We start from the raw sequence: 17,938 nt of genomic DNA, 5'->3' as shown, positions 1-17,938 counted from the left end.
GCGCGGCGGCGCACGGCCCTCGCAGGACCAGACGCGTACATCGGCTCCGAGGGATTCTCGTTTCGACCTGCACGGACCACGTTTGGTTTGAAATGTCACAATCCGCCTCTAGTGCTTCTTAGTTCGGCAGTACCCAACACACGCCTCTCCAAATGCCTTGAACAGTTGCTTGCTGAGGAGATCGGTTGAGACGTGCCATTCGGGGTGCCATTGCACACCGATTTGCAGCGTCGGCGCGCCAATGACCGAAGCCGCCTCGACCAGACCGTCAGGCGCCCACGCCTCCCGCCTCAGCGCCGGGGCAAGCGCCTCGATGCCTTGATTGTGCAGCGAGTTGACTTGCGCTTCGATCGTCCGCGCGACTGGAAAGAGCGCGCCATCGGAACATATGCTGACGCTGTGCGCGGCGTCGTACTGACGGTCTCTAGGACGATCTGACTTCTCGGCATGCATCGCGCCACTTTCCGGCCTCCACTCCGCAAGCGATGGGCGGAGTGTGCCGCCGAAATAGACGTTGAGTTCCTGAAGCCCACGGCAGATGCCCAGAATAGGCATTCCGAGCGCGATGGCGCTCTCTATGGTTACGGCAGAGAGCCTGTCCCGCGGGCGGTCAAGGATCCCAACCTCAACGTCCTGCGGATCAGCTTCCGTCAAGGACGCAGGCGCTCTCAGGACGGCGGGGTCGATGTTCGATTCATCACCAGTCAACACCAGGCCGTCGAGCCGGCGCATGATCGCCGGGGCGATCTCCTCCCTCGCGTCTTCGGCGTCGACCGTCGGCAATATGACGCAAGCCACTCCCGCATGCCGATGGAGTGCCTGCACGTACTTGCGCCGCAACCAGTCGCGATGCACACCATCGACCAAAAGACGGTTCGAGGTGACGCCGACCACGGCTCGGGCGCGCTCTGGCCGAAGCAACGTCACGCCCCCTGCCCTCGCGTGCGAACGTCGGCAACGGACTGCTCATACAACCGTCGATTTCGCTCTTTCAACTGAGCTATGACGCTAGGTTGACCTTGAGGTCCCTTGACAAAGAGCCCGCCCCAAGTAGCGGCAACCTTCGCGTAGTTCGGATCCTGCATTCGGATTTTCTGAGCTTTGCGCAACAGCCAAAACGGGACACCCGGCGAAAGGTGATGCTCAAGATGGTATTCATCCAGATTCTGTCCAAGGATGGCCCGCTCGAGGAAACTTCCTTTCCGATTCCTGGTGAGATAGACGTTCTGCGTCTCGGTTTCGCACATAGGTGAGTGCTCAGCGAGCTCGATAAACCAGCCGAGGACCTGAAACGTGGTAAGATAGGGCACGATCCAAAACAGGACGACGATATGGAGCAGCCCAAGAGCATATGACCCGGCCAGGATGCTGATCCAGAAGAGATAGAAGCCATACTTGTCGACAAGTATGGCTGAGCGGCTCTGATCCTCGGCATTTGTGATCGAAAACCGATTCGTCCAAAGATATTTCAGATACGTCACTGTTGCGCCGCCGAAGATCGGCTTCCAGATGATGTTGAAAGCGTACCGCTCCGGAGGCTGCACGTCGTAAACGCCGCTGGCCAGGAAGAACTTCAGGTCGGGATCCTTGTCCGGGTCGCCGAGATAGGGATGATGCAAATAGACGTGCGAGATTCGGTAGGCCCAGTGGCGCTGGAACAAGGGATAGGCCGCGAACAGAATGCCGAGCACATAATTCCAGGTCGTGTTCTTTGCGAGCGTGCGGTGAGCCGCATCATGAGCGATGGTTGTCAATCCGCGCTGATAGGCACCAATCAGAAGAACGGCCAGCGGGTAGAGCCACCATGAGACGGACACAGTCGCGAGCGTGCACGCTGTGATCACAGCGTAATCTTTAGCAATATAAGCGGCTCCCGTTATGTTGTCGGGCCTCAACTCGGAGAGCTGCCTATTGATCTCTCGGCTGAATTGAACGGCCTCATAGCGTGATGACCTCAATTTCCAAGCCTCTGCCTGATTCATGAGAACCTCTTCCTGATCGCCTTGCGGTTGTCAGATTGCGGAAAGCGCCTTGTCCAGATCGCGTACGATATCGCTGACATCTTCTATGCCGACGCAAAGTCGGATCGAGCCGCCAAATATGCCGGCGGCTTCGCGCTTTTCCCGCGGGACGGTGGTGTGGGTCGTCGAGACAGGATGGGTCACGAGCGTGCGGGCATCCCCTACATTCGAAACGTGATACATCAAGTCGACGTTCTGGATGAACTTGCGCCCAGCCTGTTCATCCTCGACTTCGAACATGACCATCGCCCCGTGCCCGTATGCGGCATTGAGTGTCTGGTCGACGGTTTCCCGATCGGCGCCTTCAAAGAGCCCCGGGTAGAAGACACGGCGCACTTTAGGATGCTCCTTGAGAACGTCGGCCACGATCCTGGCATTCGCGCAGTGCTGCTTCATGCGAAGGGGCAGCGTTTCAAGCCCTTGGATTAGTTGAAAGCTCGCAAACGGGGCGATCGCCGCGCCGGTATCGCGCAACCAGGTCATGCGAGCCTTGAGGAGAAACTCGCTCTTTCCAAGATCGTCGACATCGCGCACCGCGTTATGCCAGACAATTCCGCCATGCGCATCGTCGGGACGGTTGAACAAGGGAAAGCGAGAGGCTCCCCGGTAGCTAAACTCGCCGTTGTCAACGATCAGTCCGCCGAGCGTCGTGCCATGGCCGGATATATATTTCGTTGCGGAGTACGTCGTAATCGCAGCGCCAAGATCTGATGGCCGGCATACCAGTGGCGTCGTCGTATTGTCCACGACCAAAGGCACGCCGTACTTTCGGCCGATCTCCACCAGCTGTTTGACGGGGAGCGGAATCAGACAGGGATTCGAAATCACCTCTCCGAACAGGCATATCGTGCGATCATCAATGGCACGTTCGAACGTCTCGGGCCTTCGAGGATCTGCCGTCCTCACGCTGATCCCAAGACGCTTTAATGTGTTGTGGAGCAGGTTCCAGGTATTGCCATATAGATACGGAGAGGCGACGACATTGTCCCCCACATCGCCACTTGACAGGTTGACAATAGCAAGGAACGTCGCCGCTTGACCTGACGCAACGGCGAGGGAGTCGCTTCCCATATCGACGGCGGCGTAGCGCCTTTCCAGCGCGCGGGTCGTCGGATTGATGATCCGCGTATAGGTGAACCCATCAGCCTTGACGTTGTAGACATCAGCAATGTGGTTTAGATCGCCATCGAGTTCATAAGCCGTATTCTGGTAAATCGGCACTGCGACGGCTTTCGTCACCGGGTCGTGTCGATAGCCCGCATGCAAAACAGCAGTCTCGGCGGAAAACGGCAGCTGCGGGTCCCCAGCCGCTCGAGCCGCCATCTTTACGCGAGCCCCGCATGTCTCTTGGCCCGATATCGGGCCCGCTGACCGAGCCTGACCGGACCGGAAATATGTACGAAAAGCGCACCCCAACTGCTCGATCCAGCTGGATTGGATTTCCCCGATGCAACCGACTCGAAAACTCCGCGTCGCAAGATGCAGCTTCGAGTAGATGTAAAGGTTGTGGGCCGCCAAGTGGCGATACAGCCCATCGAATCCTGCCTGGTCCACGATTCCGGACGGCGCACTGAACGCGACGCAGACCGGCGACTGCAAGTCCGCGGACAGCAGCGGAGACACTACTCCTTCGAGTTCTTTGACGAGATCGTCCCTGACCTTCTCGTATCTGCAGCGCCTGGCATCAATGCCCTCCTCGTGCAGAATCTTCAAGGCCTTTGTCGTTGCCTGAACGACGTGGGTGGGAGGGGTCGATCGCCACTCACCGGTGCGCTCGAGTGAGAGCCATTGATCTCTCACGTCGAGCACAAACGACCTCGGTTCTTGAACCGCATTCTCCAGCAGCTCGCGAGACGCGATGACAAACGCAACTCCCGGCGGCCCTTCTATGCACTTGTTGCTCGAGGTAACCAGGACGTCAGGTCCACGCTGGCTTAGGTCGATATTAAGGGCGCCGAAAGAACTCATCCCATCGATGATGGTCTTTACGCCACGTCGCCTCGCCTCCTCCACGATCGCGTCCAGCGGATTGACGATTCCGGTTGTCGTCTCACAGTGCACGAGACACAGGTGCGTAACGCCAGGGTTTCGGCTCAGATGCTCGCCAATTTCTTGAGAATCCAAAGGATCGGTCGCTCGCTTGACAAGCTTCAGTGCTTCGACGCCCCACAGCCGCAAAATTTCTAAAATGCGCTCGCCATAGATGCCGTTTATGCAAACGAGCGGCCTGTGGGCTCGGGACACAAATGAAGAGAGAGCGGCTTCCATTGCAAAGGAGCCGCCTCCCTGAATAGGCACCACCGAATGGTCGCCAGAATTTCCCAGCAAGTTGAGCATCAGCCGCCTCATGCAGGCGGTCACTTCCTTGAACTCGCAATCGCGCGATGCGAGATCAAGCTGCATCTGGCTCCTGACCGCCAGCGATAACGACAATGGACCAGGCGTCAGCAAAGAGCGCTGTCTTGTCAAACCATTCCTCCTCAAGTTGTATTCGTCAATGGATCTGGAGTACGCCCACCCCACCAGGGGAGCCCCTGTGGCGAGCGTCGACTTCCTCGGTCAACAGCTTAGGAACGTCATAGATCGCGGGCGTCCGAAAAGCCTGCCGGATGACAACCTCCATATCTCATCGCAGATGCAGAGCGATCTTCAAAGCTCCTCACCGATGCCATTCAGACCTCCTAGAAATTGGCTTTGCGACCGCGCCCTCGAACGCAATTGGCGCCGACGCGCGCTCTCACCCAGCCATCACGCATGCGCAGGTTTTAGCGTGGTCGCCTTTCTTGCGTCGCGAAACGGCAGGTCGGCCGACCGACTTACGTGTGAACCTGCGCCATTCAGGCAAACTTGACGTTTGGAAATCGATGCAAATCATCGCGCCCGGATGCAGATCAAGGCATGGCACACTTGATAATCGTCGTTGGCAGCGGGAGTCTGATGCGTGGGCTTGAGACTTGATGCATTCGCACACCGTCGCTCGTTGGAGGGTTTGGGACGCTGATGACTGCCGTTGTCCATTTCAAGATCGTACAACTTGACGTTAGGGGCGTTTCAACCCTCTCCAGGAGTTTCTCGCGTGAATTTTTCCTGACACGTCCTCCCATCTGGCGGCGACAAGCCGACGTGGGCGGCAGAGTGCGGAGATTCACAGCGAGATAGAAGAATTTGATAGTTCGACATCAGGACCGTCGGCATTCCGCCTGCGAGCGCGATACCTGCAGGTAAGTGATGGCCCAATCTTCCCGTTCACGTACGATCCTCGCCATACCCCCAGATGGAGGTACCGAGCTTCTCCGCCGTGCCGGCGAGATCCGCCTGGATGCTCATGCCTGGAAGAGTGTACGCCCTCTTCGCACATGACTGACGGTATCACGTCGCCGCGCTTGAATGGAGCGGCCTTGGCAGGCTGTGGTCGAGTCCGGCTCGAAGGCAATCTGAGCGACCTTGCGATTGCTGGCCCTTTAGCAACGATCATTTCCATACCTTTCGGCGAGCCGCCGTGAAGCAGAACATGTCGTCCTGCTTTGCTAGTCCACGTCGAGCAGACTCCAGATAAGTGGCACGTGTGCCTCTGTGAGCGCGATCGTTCGGCTGGCAGCATCTCTCGGTTCTGCACGCCGCTTGGCGGAGAAAACGTCTCGCGGATCAATCATCGCCGCGGTGAGCGTGCCGTGGTTGACGGCTGGTCCACAGCGTGAGCCCTAAGGTGAACCGGAGTTCCATCGCGTCGCGGCACTTAATGAGCCCAAGTACCTCGTTCATTCGGCTGTTGGCGGCTGGTTCGCACTCCGCTGCATAGTTGATGCGCCCGACCCGGACATCATCATGAGGCGCTACGCGACCTCGGAAAGAACCATGACCCTAGCTGGCATCAAAGGTTCAACTATAGACCGGTCCAATGCCTGACTAACCATCACACCTCAGCCGCGCTCGCGCCGTCTCAGCAACCCTGACCGGCTCCATCGGCACGAGCGCTACCGTCGTGCCGTTGGCGAGATCAAAAGGAAAGCTTGACAACAAACCGCAATTAAAGTGCCGAATGACAGCTTTTCTTGAACAATCAACGGCGCCGAGCGCCCCGCGAGACAATTTCCAGCCGGGAAATCTTCGAGACAGGGCTGTGGCTAAGACGATGTCTTCACTCGCGATCATAAATCGCAAGCGGTCTTCGCCGTCGAAACCGTCTTCCAAGAAACTTCATCAAAGATGAGGAGGCGCTGGAGCCCGTTCCGCGACATTGGGAGGCCATCCAGCACGTGCGTGAAAAACTTCTCAGCGCGGATCGGCAAAGCTGATGTGCGACAAAATTTCTATGGCCATAGAGGGCGGCCCGCGAGCCGCCCTACCGCGCCAGTAGCCAGCGCTGCTGAAAATTACCGTTGATGTCCGAGTCCGATTCCGAGATTTAAGGCCTTCTGACGTAGCGCACCGACACTGCGTTTGGTCATCTTTGCTATTTTTATGACCGGGGTCCGAGCCCTCGAATGGACTTTGAGCTCTTTGATATCTGCCTTCGTCCACTCGCGCCGCTTAACGCGATTCTTGGTTGCTTTTTTCACGATGAATGTTCCTTTTGAGAGGAGCGGCTTGTAACATAGTTTTTTCGGAGCGACGACCGTAAAAAAGAGGCAATCATAGGAACTCGCGCCAGGATATAAGCTCGGTCATGTTTTCCGAAGACAAGGAGTCTGGACTAGTGCAGCTGTGGAATTGTAACCTTCGTACAGACGCCGTGTTGAGAGGCTTCTTGAATGCGGCCCCCAATCGACGCCTTTCTATTCGAAGCTGAGCACGTAAACGAACATGTTCTGGAATGAGCGAGCCAAGCGCGATGAACCTGAACAGCTCCAACTCGGGGAGTTCGTGATTTGTATTAAGCCTAGAGCGATCAAACATCGAGGCCCTGTGAGACATCGTGGCGGTCTCTTACTATGGTCGCCTTATGACGATTGGCGCGCTGCGTTATCTAGACGCCAGAGCTCCCTCGGGCTGCGCGCCAATACTAGATCGATCTCGTCTTCGTCGTCCGGGCTCGGCTCAACGCGTCGAAGGGGCAATGTGTGGCCGGATGATCAGCTCTCACTTCTTTTGAAGAAGGACAGAGAACGGAAAGACGTTGTGGTTTCAGCGTCCGCGATGATTTCTTAGAGAGGGCGGCCGACGTGAAGATCACGGGCTACTCTTCAGCTTTGATCGCGCGCTCTTCGTCCAATTCGCTTTCGGTGTGATGTATCCATATTTCGCGTAGAGAGACCGCGGACCCTTGATGGTGCTCGGCTCGAGCGCGTCCGGTTATCGGTGAGGTTCACGCGTGCCAAGGTCACATCCAGGATGCTAGACAGATTGCACTCGATCTTCTGAAGTGGACCCTTTGCTGAGGACCACCGGGTCCGGTTCTTAAGTGGAGTTGCTGCCATTCGTTCTTCCCAATACTTTACGCTACTCTTGCTTGCTGCTGTTGTGGCTGTGGGGATGTGGGCAACGCGCAGCCGTCTAAGCTTCTCGCTTGCGAGAAGCGTCATATCCACAGCCTCTTCGCCGAATGCGCCGGTGACACCGGCCCGCCAGACCGCCATCGGCGCACGGTTTTCCAGCGCCTGATGGGACGCTGGAAATTGTAAAACTCGATCCATCGGGCGATTCCGGCTTTGGCCTCGTGGCCATCCGAATAACCCTTAAGATAGATGTCCTCGTATTTGAGCGAGCGCCACAGCCGCTCGATGAACACGTTGTCCATCCAGCGGCCGCGCGACCGTCCATCGAGATCCTGACGCCGGAGGCGGCCAGCGTGCCGGTGAAGGCGGCGCTGGTGAACTAGCTGCCCTGGTCGGGATTGAAGATCTCAGGCCGGCCGAAGCGCGCCAAGGCCTCTTCGAGCGCAGACACGCAGAACGATGTGTCCATCGTGTTCGACAGGCGCCAGGCCAGTACCGCACGGCTTGCCCAATCGATGATCGCCACCAGATATAGAAAGCCCTGGCCGATCGGCGCATAGGTGATATCGGCCGCCCACACTTGATTTGGTCGGTCGATCACCATATGGCGCAGGAGATACGGGAAGATCTTGTGTCCCGGTGCCGGCTTTGTGGTTCTGGGCTTTGGTCCCAGCGCCGCGATGCCCATCTTGCGCATCAACCGCTGCACGCGCTTGCGATTGATGCGACGGCCTTCGCCATTGAGCATCGCCGTCATCCGCCGCGAGCCCAGGAACGGCCAGGCCGTGGACAGCTGGTCGATCCGTCGCACTAGCTCAAGGTCGTTGTCATTGGCCGGCCGCGGCGGCCGATATACGCTCGATCGCGCAACGCTCAGCAGTTGGCATTGCCGGCGGATCCATAGACTCTCATGATCGCGCTGAAGCAATCCTCGGCGATCCGGCGTGCTCATCTTCCGGACCTCCTGGCTAAGAAATCTCGCTCGACCGTCAATTGTCCGATCTTGGCGTGGAGCTTCTCGACCTCCAGGGGGGGGGGGGGGGGGGGGGGGGGGGGGGGGGGGGGGGGGGGGGGGGGGGGGGGGGGGGGGGGGGGGGGGGGGGGGGGGGGGGGGGGGGGGGGGGGGGGGGGGGGGGGGGGGGGGGGGGGGGGGGGGATCGAACGCCCGAACCACTTGATCCTGAAGCTGCTTCTTCCACGCATAAATCTGGTTCACATGCACCTGGTAGCGCTGCGCCAGATCCGTCACCGTTGACTGTTCTCGCAGCGCCTCCAAGGCGATCTTTGCCTTCAGCGCTGCATCGATTTTCCGTCTCGTCTTCTTCATGGTCCGCTCCGTTTATCAAAACGGAACGGCATCCGCACCACCTAAGCCGCCGGTCCAAAATCCGCGGTCCACTTCACAGCCTTCGAGATGACATGCTGGGGTCATATCGATGGCGTCTTAAGGAAGCCAAAATCCAGGTCAGAACGCCAGAGACGGTCAGAGCGCTGAAAGACCGGGCAGAGTCCCTCGCCAGGCGACGTCGTCAACCAATACGCAGGTTCTTCGCACTGATTTTGCCTGAACGACCGGCCTTCATCTCGTAACTGACCCGGGCGCCTTCCGCGAGATTGGTGTAGCCGGCCGTCTCGACCGCGCTGATGTGCACGAAGACGTCAGCTCCTCCATCCTCAGGTTGGATGAAGCCATATCCCTTGGTCGCGTTGAACCACCTCACAGTACCCATTGCCACTGCATTATCTCCAAACTGAACTTGCGCGATCTAATCGGAGTACGTCGCAATCAGCAAGGGGTTGAGCGGCAAGCCGTCACGCCGATAGCCCTTTGCGCGGGCTCAATCGCTTGCCGGGGAGCGCTTTCTGCGAGCGCTTGTTCGCGGGGGTCGTCAGGCGGTGAAAAGCCGAAGGCAATCCTGTGCGCCTCGTCAGACAAGATGTGCGGCCGCATCAATCGGGCCAAAAAGCCGGACTCTCACGAATAGGACGGGCTAGGAACCCTTGACGACCGCAAACGCACCGCCGGAAGCAGTTGCTCTTCTAGTACAGTCACGGCCGGCACATGGACACAAGGCGACCGTTTCGGAGCTTGATCTCGCCGTCGAATTCAGGAACTCTTTCGCGCAGCAGAATGCGACCATCGGATGATCAGAAGGCCGAATTTTTCGAGACGGCCTTCTCGCTCTTTACACAGCGCAGCCCCGCAAACCTGGTGAACGGTTCGGCAAGTGGCCGGACGAGCCATAGGCTCCCCCAAGCCTAAGTCGGAAATCGCTCGTGATCCAAGCGCTAAACAGCTGGTGAAGCGATTCAGCGAGCGGCGGCGCCAACACACAGGCGGTAGGCTGTAAGATATCGGCAATTGACCCCCTTGCGCTTGCGTCGGATGTTCGCCTGAGACGCTTTATTGATGAACAGACCAATGTTCAAATTGCCCTTTGACACGGTTCTGCTCGCAAGTTTGGCTTCGTATTGCGATCACTCCCGTAGTCTTCCAACACACTCAAGGACGGCTGCAACGATGCTTCATTGAAAGCGATCGAAGATAACCGGTCCACTGAACGAAAACGTGCAGGCAGAGCATCGCGAAATGTCATCCTGCCGAGCACTAAGATCAGCAACGACGGCAAGACATTCCGCTATCCGTGAAGATGATGTCCGGATGAGGCGCAGCAAGCGGAGCTCCGAGAAGCGCCCCCCTCTTCGGCTCGATGCCGAAAGTCTCCAGACAATTGGGCGGTATCGATCGACGAACAGCGCGTCTGGTTTGCATCACGCGCGGGTGTTTTTCATCGATATAGACCAGTCTGATTCATTCCCTGCTCCTTCCGTAGCGCGCCGGCTTAATGTCATTCAAACCGCAGATCGTACAGGCGGCAGCGACATTCGGCTTGGCCCATTGCTCGGTCATGAGGAGGCACACCTCAATTGATCGCCCTGCGAAGCGCCCTTCCAGCATCGCGCAACAAGTCCATGCTTGCGGAGCGTTCAAATCCCAGAGCGTTGCCAGATACGCAAGAAGCCGCTGAGAGCAGCTGACTAGGGATTCCAAAGGGCTGCTCTGCCGGAAAGCCCGAACCGCCGCCGGTTCAGCCTATTCCGCTCGCGCGCCGCATGGGGAGCACACCCGCGCGTGGCGGGCGCTCGCGCCGGAGCGCCCCTTCCCGGTGCATGCCGCTACGAGAAGTCGGCCACTTTCAGGCCAAGCCGCACCCATCGGGACGCCTGCTAGCCTGTCTTATTCGTAAGAGGCGCCCGAGAGGCTGGCGAGCGTGGTGTAAAGCGCTGATACGGCGTAGGATTCGGTTGGAAGCCAACCCCATCACCTCCAACTGCGAACGCCACGCCCGCCATGACCGACGATACGATTCCGCCCTTCTCGTTTCCAGCCATTCACGCCAAGAAAGTCACAGCTGCCTTCGATGGTGGGCGCCTAACCTCGAATGGGGGCGTGATGCTTCTGGCGATGGCCGAGCGGCGTCTCGGTTTGGCCGACAATTTGGCCCGGGTGTTCCCGGATCGGCGCGATCCGACGCGGGTCGTGCACAGCCTGGTCGATATGTTCCGCGCGCGCATGTTCGCGATCTGCTGCGGCTACGAGGACGCCGACGACCTCGATCATCTGCGGTCCGATCCCGCATTCAAGCTGGCCTGCGGTCGCCTACCGGACACGGGCCGGGATTTGTGTTCCCAACCGACGCTGTCACGGCTGGAGAATGCTCCGCGCCTGCGCGACGTGATCCGGCTGACCTACATTTTGGTCGACGCATGGATGGATAGCTACCCGCGCGAGCCGGCATCCGTCACGCTCGACATCGATGATACCTGCGATGTCGTCCACGGCCATCAGCAGCTCTCGCTGTTCAACGCTCATTATGACGAACGCTGCTTCCTGCCGATCCACGTCTACGACACGGAGAAGAGCCGTCCCGTGGCGGTCGTGCTGAGGCCCGGCAAGACGCCGGGCGGCGTCGAGGTGCGTGCCCTTCTGCGCCGCCTGGTACGGCATATCCGGACGCGGTGGCACAACACGCGAATTACGTTCCGTGGCGACGGGCTATGCCCGGCCGGAGGCCATGACGTGGTGCGAGACCAACGGCATCGACTACATCTTCGGTCTGTCCGGCACCAAGCCTCTCGCCAGAAAAGTCGACGAGGTCGCCGACGACATCCGCACCCGACGCGCCATCGAGAACCTGCCGGTTCTGCGTGGCTATACCGAGACCCGCCACAAGGCAAAGTCCTGGGATCGCGAACGGCGCACCGTCGCCCGTATTGAGGCGACCATGCTTGGCCTCGACATCCGCTTCGCACCAGCCTCGATGTCGGTTCGGCCGAGTGGGTCTACGACAGCCTGTATTGCGCGCGCGGCCAAGCAGAGAATCTGATCAAGCTGCATAAGACGCAGCTCGCCTCCGACCGCACCAGCTGCCGTTCGGCGCTCGCCAACCAGGTCCGTCTCGTGCTCCATACGGCCGCTTATTGGCTGATGCTGACCGTGGCGACGCCATTCCCAAAGCCCGGGAATTGGCCACTGCCGAGTTCGCGACGCTGCGTCTTCGTCTCTTGAAACTCGCTGCCCGTGTGGTCGAGACCACGAGCCGCATTCGCCTTGCGTTTGCCGCGGCATGTCCCGAAGCCGACCTGATCCGCGGCTTGCCCGGCGCGCTGCTGCCGCTCAGTCCTTGACCGGCGGGGCGTCCACCCCCCGTTCGCCCAACCTATCCCTCAAGCGCGTTGCAAAGTACGGGTGGTCAGGCGGTGAAAAGCCGAATGCACTCCTGTGCGCCTCGTCAGAGCAGATGTGCGGCCACATCAATCGGACCAGAAAAACGCACTCTCACGAATAGGACGGGCTAGCCAGTCCCCGGGCCTAAATTGAGCTGATCGAAGTACCAAGAAGGATCGTCCCCCGACGAATCCGTTTCGATGTATTCTTCACCCGAATATTCCTCGACACTTCCTTCGGTTTCCTCATCACTACTCTCAGCTTTTGAGAGATATAGCCGAGGCTTATCCACCCGCTGCCATTCTCCCTCCTCGTTCAGCGTCCACTTGTCCGGATGCTGCCTCGGGTCAAGCACATATTCATTGTCATCTTCATTGTTACCCACGTAAACAAAACCCATCTGCTCTAGACGGGGCTTCACTTCATCAGTGGCGGGACGCGACATGACCAACGCCCGCTTGCCGTCAAGCCGAAGTTGATGTTCCAGCAGAACATCGCCAGCGTTCTCAACGAGCGGATGAGTAACCCGGAGACCGACAACGGACGAGACGTGATTTCGTCCAGGAAAGTTCCGCTCCCACGCCTCCCCTGCCATGCGACTTCGACCTTCGGTTTTTAGAAGCCCGACACTCTTGTCACCCAATTGGTAGCTGAAATATCGCGCCTGGTCCGAATCCTTTACGGTAGATGCGGCTCTGGCGACCATCGCTGTTTGCCTAGCCTTGTTGGAAACGAAATCCGAGTATTCTAGCGGATTATCGGCTATGTGCTTGATGTCGTTACCGTAAAAATTTCTCAGTTCTTCCTTGAATGACTTCCTGTCAATCTTATCGATGGGAGGTTCGGAAACGAGTGAGTACGGCCGTGTCGCCCCCGAGGACGAACCAGGCGCCGCGTCGGCAAGCGTTTCTGTAAACCTCCGGCCATCTGCTGATGGCTCCGATTCATCGGCCTGGCTCGCGCTTGGAAATTGACTGGAAGAACCAGTGATTCTGCTATCCATGCGGTTCGCTCTCCTATCCCAAAAGTTACACCGTACTGGCCCATTCGAAGGCCTGTAGACATGATAGGCGCGCGAAGCTGACAATAAGCTGACGCACAGACGGGGTGCATCATCCTAGCTAGCTGTTCAAGCGTCTCAAGAGCCTTCCTTCCCTCCTCGGTGATAATCCAGCACCCGGCCTCTCGCTCGATCAGCCTTTGGCCGAAAATATCGAGTTGGGGCGCGCGACTCGCGATGCGCTTCATACGCGCCGGCCACTCTGGGCCGCTGCTATAATAGATGGCCAAATGCTGTTTAACGATTTCGATGCTCGCCCGTCCGTGCGGCTGGCCGGCAAGTATCTTTAGTATGGACAGCTGAAAACTCACGCGCGCACGCAATCGACTCAAGGAAAAGCTCCATAATTCTTATCCTGAGGAAGCCGCAGCGCCGTTCGCCGCTTTTCAAAAGAAACCTTGCTCCTTAAGGCTAATGAAGCAGGATACCCACCTGCCGTCGACGCGGTAAGCAAGGTTCTCGACGGCATCGGCGACTTCCTGCCCAGAGTGTTTCGAAGAATGCATCAGCGTAGATCGCCGCGTTGGCTACCCGTGTGACGAGGTCTCAACTGCCGCCTTCAACCGATTTGAGATCAAACTACGTCGGTGGTAACCGCGCTGTTGCACATCTTGGCGAATGAGATCGCTCACTGAACGCACCGCCCGCTTCTTTCGCTTCCAATTGCCGTCCAATCCCGCGGGGATCGCAAAGCCTCGCGGAACGACCAAAAGATCGTGTCTTCCGTTCAAATAAATATCGAACATGCCGTCCCTCGTTTGACACGAGCGTAGATCGCCGGCTCATCCATTTGGTGACATCGAAGCAACAGGCGAGTTTAAAGACTCTCGCGATTTTTCTCCGGATTTCGCCCGCACTTAGCGTGCATCCGCAGAGCGCGCCACGATATCGAGTGCACCAAACGAAGACAGAGCGGAGGCTCTGGCCCGCATTGGCGCGAACAGGCGGCAACAAGCGCCGCAGGGCCTAACCGTTGTCCACCAGTGACGCCTCTCTGGCGAGGCTGAGACAGCAGAATGTAGTACACCAAGGCGTCGGCCCCGATTCTGCGACCACCATCGCCGGTACGAAGCCCGTTTGATGGGCGGCATCCTTCGGCTCGGGACGAAACGACCGTCGCCATCGCAGCAGCAATGAGCGCGAAACGCCATATCGCCGCGCCGTCGCCGCGACCTGACGCGCCGCCTGTAAGCTTTCCAGGACCATCTTGAGCTTCTCTGGACCAGCGTCGCCGCCGGCCTTTGTCCACTACTTCAGTTCGACTTGGGCACTGCGCCTATCTCCTTCGACTGGGTGGCGCCGAACAGATAGCCGGTGCCCCTGATCAGAACAAATAAATTGACACGCACACCATAGCCGACCACCACGAACCACGGCGCAAGATCGCCAGCCAGTCGCGTGCGGCAGGTCTTCTCCACGAGAACGAGGTCGCGATAAGCACCTTGCCGCCGAACGCAAAGATCAGCGCCGACGTATGCAGCGGGCGGAGCCGCCCGAAGCTCGTCCAGGACAGACCGAAATTCAGTGCAGGCCAAGCAAGCTGTGACGCGATGACAAGGCCGATGGAAAACCCAGCGATGCCACATGTCCATCCGAGGTGAGTTTGATCGGACCGAGTTGTAGTTCGGCCGACCGTTGATCTCCGGGCGGCGGCCAGACTAGCGGCGAAAGCCAGTAATGCGCAGAAGGTAAACGCCGGATCGTGTCCCATCGCTCCGGCAAAGAAGCAAACGTGGCAGAAACAGCGAATACAGACATCAGGCCTGCTTCACCCTTGTCGTGGATTTCGAGGCGGCGATGGGCTTGTCCTGTGTTAACCTTCTTTGAAAGCCGGCTTGCTCAGGAGTCAAGATTCTCGGCGAGGAACTGATTGAACGCGATCAATCGCGAAAGCGCAGCGGGAGGATGTCTCACGACCGAACGCGCAGGGCCTGTTCGTTTTGGCAGACTTTGAGCGGATTTGCATGGTTCTGCCTCTCGAGGTCGGCGGCGCAGCTGTCTTGGCCAGAGGCAGGCCGCACACCCGCTGCAGATCGCGCAATACGCCTCCATGCGGGCAGCAAGCGTATTCTCGGAAAAACCGGCAAGTGCGAGGCGCCTGCTTAAGACTTCAGGAGAGTCTGGTTTTTGCGCCATGGTTCGAAAGGCGGATGTGGCAGATTGAGCTCACGTGCGATCGCATCGATGTCCTGATCACGCCTAGATTCGCAGATTGACCCCGTAGACTTCCCTGGCCAAACTCAAGCTAACCACCCCATGCTGGCGGCAATGCAGGCGGAGTGCGAAGCTCTATCACATCGGCGAAGACTGTCCAATCGCGGACACTCTTTTGCTTGCAGAAATCGGTCTCCGCCTGCTGTGCAGCAGCACTCAGCGAGGCGGCATCGACCTTGAACGCTGCCTGACAGGCACGATGTTCGTGGCCGGTATCGTCACAAACGGTCTTAATGAACCGAACGTTAAATGAAGGCATAACAGCCTCTTCCTGTGGGGTTACTCATTCACCATTCTGCCATTCGCGCCACAAGAGTATTTGATCTACCTCAAGCAGCATCCCCAAGAGGTTGTCCGCTCCTCCGATCGAAATAAGGTCGAGACTTGGGCAACGCGGCGCGAGCGCTCCCGTCGGCCGCAAACCCCGCAATAGCTCTCTGTGCAGCTTGGCGGACCGCACTCTGTTTTGAGCCGACGGACAGCGCCTTCTGGTCTGCTCATGCCCTCGACCGACAAAATTGAGTCGATAATCGAGGAATGTCTCGAAGAGACGATTGAGAACAGCATGCACCGTCACGCCCGAGATGCCGGCTATTGATCTCTATCGATCCCATACTCAACCGCTGGCAATATCGAACCTCGAGCCGCCGCGAACTTTGCACGCGATACTTGGTCTCACGAGGCATCGCCGCAAATACCGGGTCATTGGCCAATCACCGGGTAGAGCCATTTCTGACGCGCCCCGGCGGCGGGGGGCTATCGACGGCGAAACCTACGCGCACGTGATCATGGCCAATGAGGCGAACCGCCCCCGATCTCGGTCCTGACGGTCCACCCTGCCGCCGCGACAGCAAAGCCGATGATCAGGCTTGTCACAAAGGTTCAGGACTTCAGCGCGAAAGCCTATGGCTGGGATTAGCGCCGGCAAGGCTACCGACAATGCGAGGCGGGCGATCAAATTACCATCTGCTTGCCGGCTATCGCAGCATTGAGGACAAATGCTGTCGTGGCCCATCCGCGTGCGGTGCGCCTCAAATCAACCCTGCTACACGCTGGCGTGTCGCGGACCAACGCGACGCTCTGGCGGATCGCCCGAGTTGTGACATGTCGCCTGCCAACGCGGGCCTGTCCGGCTCGCAGCGGCCGCTCGGGCTCGGCCATTCTGGACGCGCATCAGCTCTTTTTGACCTGTATCAATTACTGCGACGGCTGCCTACTGATACAAGTGATCTTCCAGTCCAAGGTCAGACACATGGCAGACAGAAAGACTTGGCGCCCCATCATCTTTTCATGTCCAGATACCGGCGACCTAGTTCAAGGACTGCTGCCGGACGCACCCGAACCGTGTGCCGATGACCTGCACCCGATAGCCTGCGTCGCTTGCGATGGCGCACTTCATCGACCTGCGGACCGGCGCGCGATGATCGGTGCCGAGCGCATCATCCGAATGGCGTCAAGCGATTTCCGGCATCTTCCCATTCTAGCTTGGGGATGCCGCCCGCTGGCAAGGGCGCGGCTGAAGTCATCATAACCCAACGCCCCACGCTGACGCCGTGGGACAAGGAGATTCCTCACCAACGAAGGATGTTTCGACATGACGGACATTTGTCCCGCCGCGGGCCAAGTTGCGGGAGCGGCAGTCCAGTTTAACTTCTGCAGAACAGCGATCAATACCAACCGCCGAAGGCTCGAGCTGATCCAGATCGATTCGACCGAAGCCCGGGAGTTGTTTCGCAGCGCCAATCCTAATATTTCGGTCGGTGAGCGGATCAGGTCCCGGCACGATAGGTGCCACGGCGCCGCGGCCGATAAAACCCCGGCCACGGCTGACGCGATCGAGACCACGCGCCGCCTGGGCAATATTGGGCTGAGCCTGTTCGCGCGGCGGCCAAGCGATCGGTTCCTTAGTGCCCAGAAGGTTGCCTGAATTTGTCAGCCCGCAGCGATGAACCCCGTTCAGGATCTAATGGCGACCTGACCTGGGAGCGGCTCGAAACGGCGCCGCCCTTTGATCGAGATTTGGAGATTGCCGTGATCGAGGGTAACATCATTCACCGGGTGGTCTTTCCTTGCCGCCGGATCTTCGGCGGCTGGATCAAGGCCAAGACCGGAGAACACGTCACCGTGCAGCCGACGCACTGGCGCATCTGGCCGAGATAGCGGCGGCCATCCTCCACAATAGAGTGGCGTGAGTTGAGACGCGGACTGCCTCCGGTGGCCTCTCGTGGGAAACAATGTAAAGTCGATCGAATGAGAGGGGCTGCCAGGAAACATGCCGGACCACATCTGGTACCGCTATGGCACTGCCGCGGCAGTCGCCGGGCTGGCTCTCGTACTGCGCCCAGCGCTAAATCGGTATCGTCCGGACCGCACGTTCACGATCATCTACCTTCCAGTGGTCGTTTTTGCCGCTTTCGCCGCGGCCGCGGACGGACCAACTTCGCTACCGTGCCCTGCCTCATCATCAGCGTGGCCTTTC

Annotated in this window: 15 protein-coding genes and 1 pseudogene; 4 read left to right on the top strand and 12 right to left on the bottom strand. The window is 58.7% G+C overall.

Going from position 1 to position 17,938, the window contains the following annotated elements; translation table 11 throughout:
- Positions 1-108: 108 nt before the first annotated feature.
- The 8 genes from XI09_RS02795 to XI09_RS02760 all read right to left on the bottom strand — a co-directional run bounded on the left by XI09_RS02795 (position 109) and on the right by XI09_RS02760 (position 9,192).
- Positions 109-894, bottom strand: coding sequence for a gamma-glutamyl-gamma-aminobutyrate hydrolase family protein (locus XI09_RS02795; RefSeq protein ID WP_271565564.1), 786 nt, complete (start codon positions 892-894; stop codon positions 109-111).
- 29 nt (positions 895-923) lie between these two features.
- On the bottom strand, positions 924-1,982 hold the full coding sequence (gene rtxC / locus XI09_RS02790; RefSeq protein WP_271565563.1) for a dhydrorhizobitoxine desaturase: 1,059 nt from the start codon (positions 1,980-1,982) through the stop codon (positions 924-926).
- Between the two features lie 30 nt (positions 1,983-2,012).
- The gene (locus tag XI09_RS02785; protein WP_271565562.1) at positions 2,013-4,544 is read right to left on the bottom strand and encodes a 2-aminoethylphosphonate--pyruvate transaminase; all 2,532 of its coding nucleotides are present in this window, start codon (positions 4,542-4,544) and stop codon (positions 2,013-2,015) included.
- A 1,383-nt stretch (positions 4,545-5,927) separates the two neighbouring features.
- Positions 5,928-6,212: a hypothetical protein gene (locus tag XI09_RS02780; RefSeq protein ID WP_271565561.1), complete on the bottom strand. Its 285-nt coding sequence runs from the start codon at positions 6,210-6,212 to the stop codon at positions 5,928-5,930.
- Positions 6,213-6,394: 182 nt separating this feature from the next.
- The gene (locus tag XI09_RS02775) at positions 6,395-6,583 is read right to left on the bottom strand and encodes a hypothetical protein (RefSeq protein WP_271565614.1); all 189 of its coding nucleotides are present in this window, start codon (positions 6,581-6,583) and stop codon (positions 6,395-6,397) included.
- Positions 6,584-7,539: 956 nt separating this feature from the next.
- Complete coding sequence (locus tag XI09_RS02770) at positions 7,540-7,758, bottom strand: integrase core domain-containing protein (protein WP_271565560.1); 219 nt, start codon at positions 7,756-7,758, stop codon at positions 7,540-7,542.
- 77 nt (positions 7,759-7,835) lie between these two features.
- Positions 7,836-8,783 (bottom strand): IS3 family transposase, encoded by a 948-nt coding sequence (locus tag XI09_RS02765; RefSeq protein WP_271565613.1) that lies wholly within the window; start codon positions 8,781-8,783, stop codon positions 7,836-7,838.
- 202 nt (positions 8,784-8,985) lie between these two features.
- Entirely contained in the window at positions 8,986-9,192 is a 207-nt protein-coding gene (locus XI09_RS02760) for a cold-shock protein (protein WP_271565559.1), read from the bottom strand.
- A 1,616-nt stretch (positions 9,193-10,808) separates the two neighbouring features.
- On the opposite strand from XI09_RS02760, the pseudogene XI09_RS02755 reads away from it, so the two are divergent.
- Together XI09_RS02755 and XI09_RS45930 are read left to right on the top strand one after the other, a co-directional pair.
- Positions 10,809-12,026, top strand: a pseudogene (locus XI09_RS02755) (IS1380 family transposase).
- Positions 11,939-12,145 carry a transposase gene (locus XI09_RS45930; protein WP_442869516.1) on the top strand — a complete coding sequence of 69 codons (207 nt, stop codon included), beginning with the start codon at positions 11,939-11,941 and terminating at the stop codon, positions 12,143-12,145. Before XI09_RS02755 ends, XI09_RS45930 begins: the two are co-directional and overlap by 88 nt.
- 167 nt (positions 12,146-12,312) lie before the next feature.
- Here XI09_RS45930 and XI09_RS02750 read toward each other — a convergent pair whose 3' ends face one another.
- From XI09_RS02750 to XI09_RS02735, 4 genes are all read right to left on the bottom strand, one after another.
- A complete protein-coding gene (locus XI09_RS02750) occupies positions 12,313-13,188 on the bottom strand; it encodes a host specificity protein (protein ID WP_271565558.1) in 876 nt (291 codons plus the stop codon).
- 1,023 nt (positions 13,189-14,211) lie between these two features.
- Positions 14,212-14,451 (bottom strand): transposase, encoded by a 240-nt coding sequence (locus tag XI09_RS45925; RefSeq protein ID WP_442869515.1) that lies wholly within the window; start codon positions 14,449-14,451, stop codon positions 14,212-14,214.
- A gap of 118 nt (positions 14,452-14,569) precedes the next feature.
- Entirely contained in the window at positions 14,570-14,956 is a 387-nt protein-coding gene (locus tag XI09_RS02740; protein ID WP_442869514.1) for a cbb3-type cytochrome c oxidase subunit I, read from the bottom strand.
- 534 nt (positions 14,957-15,490) lie between these two features.
- Positions 15,491-15,718 (bottom strand): hypothetical protein, encoded by a 228-nt coding sequence (locus XI09_RS02735; RefSeq protein WP_183233830.1) that lies wholly within the window; start codon positions 15,716-15,718, stop codon positions 15,491-15,493.
- Positions 15,719-17,053: 1,335 nt separating this feature from the next.
- Here XI09_RS02735 and XI09_RS02730 point away from each other — a divergent pair.
- Complete coding sequence (locus XI09_RS02730) at positions 17,054-17,386, top strand: hypothetical protein (RefSeq protein WP_271565557.1); 333 nt, start codon at positions 17,054-17,056, stop codon at positions 17,384-17,386.
- 2 nt (positions 17,387-17,388) lie between these two features.
- Positions 17,389-17,619, top strand: coding sequence for a hypothetical protein (locus XI09_RS02725; protein WP_333939016.1), 231 nt, complete (start codon positions 17,389-17,391; stop codon positions 17,617-17,619).
- Positions 17,620-17,938: the final 319 nt, after the last annotated feature.

Source organism: Bradyrhizobium sp. CCBAU 11386 (genome assembly GCF_028128955.1).
Classification (GTDB): Bacteria; Pseudomonadota; Alphaproteobacteria; order Rhizobiales; family Xanthobacteraceae; genus Bradyrhizobium.
Note: the sequence above shows the minus strand (reverse complement) of the source record. Positions and strands in the feature narration are given on the sequence as shown.

Bases quoted from the DNA above. Each gene is read 5' to 3' on its own strand.
- rtxC (WP_271565563.1), bottom strand. From the start codon at position 1,982: ATGAATCAGGCAGAGGCTTGGAAATTGAGGTCATCACGCTATGAGGCC.
- XI09_RS02770 (WP_271565560.1), bottom strand. From the start codon at position 7,758: ATGGACAACGTGTTCATCGAGCGGCTGTGGCGCTCGCTCAAATACGAG.
- XI09_RS02765 (WP_271565613.1), bottom strand. From the start codon at position 8,783: ATGAAGAAGACGAGACGGAAAATCGATGCAGCGCTGAAGGCAAAGATC.
- XI09_RS02750 (WP_271565558.1), bottom strand. From the start codon at position 13,188: ATGGATAGCAGAATCACTGGTTCTTCCAGTCAATTTCCAAGCGCGAGC.
- XI09_RS45925 (WP_442869515.1), bottom strand. From the start codon at position 14,451: ATGGTCCTGGAAAGCTTACAGGCGGCGCGTCAGGTCGCGGCGACGGCG.
- XI09_RS02740 (WP_442869514.1), bottom strand. From the start codon at position 14,956: ATGGGACACGATCCGGCGTTTACCTTCTGCGCATTACTGGCTTTCGCC.
- XI09_RS02735 (WP_183233830.1), bottom strand. From the start codon at position 15,718: ATGCCTTCATTTAACGTTCGGTTCATTAAGACCGTTTGTGACGATACC.
- XI09_RS02730 (WP_271565557.1), top strand. From the start codon at position 17,054: ATGACGGACATTTGTCCCGCCGCGGGCCAAGTTGCGGGAGCGGCAGTC.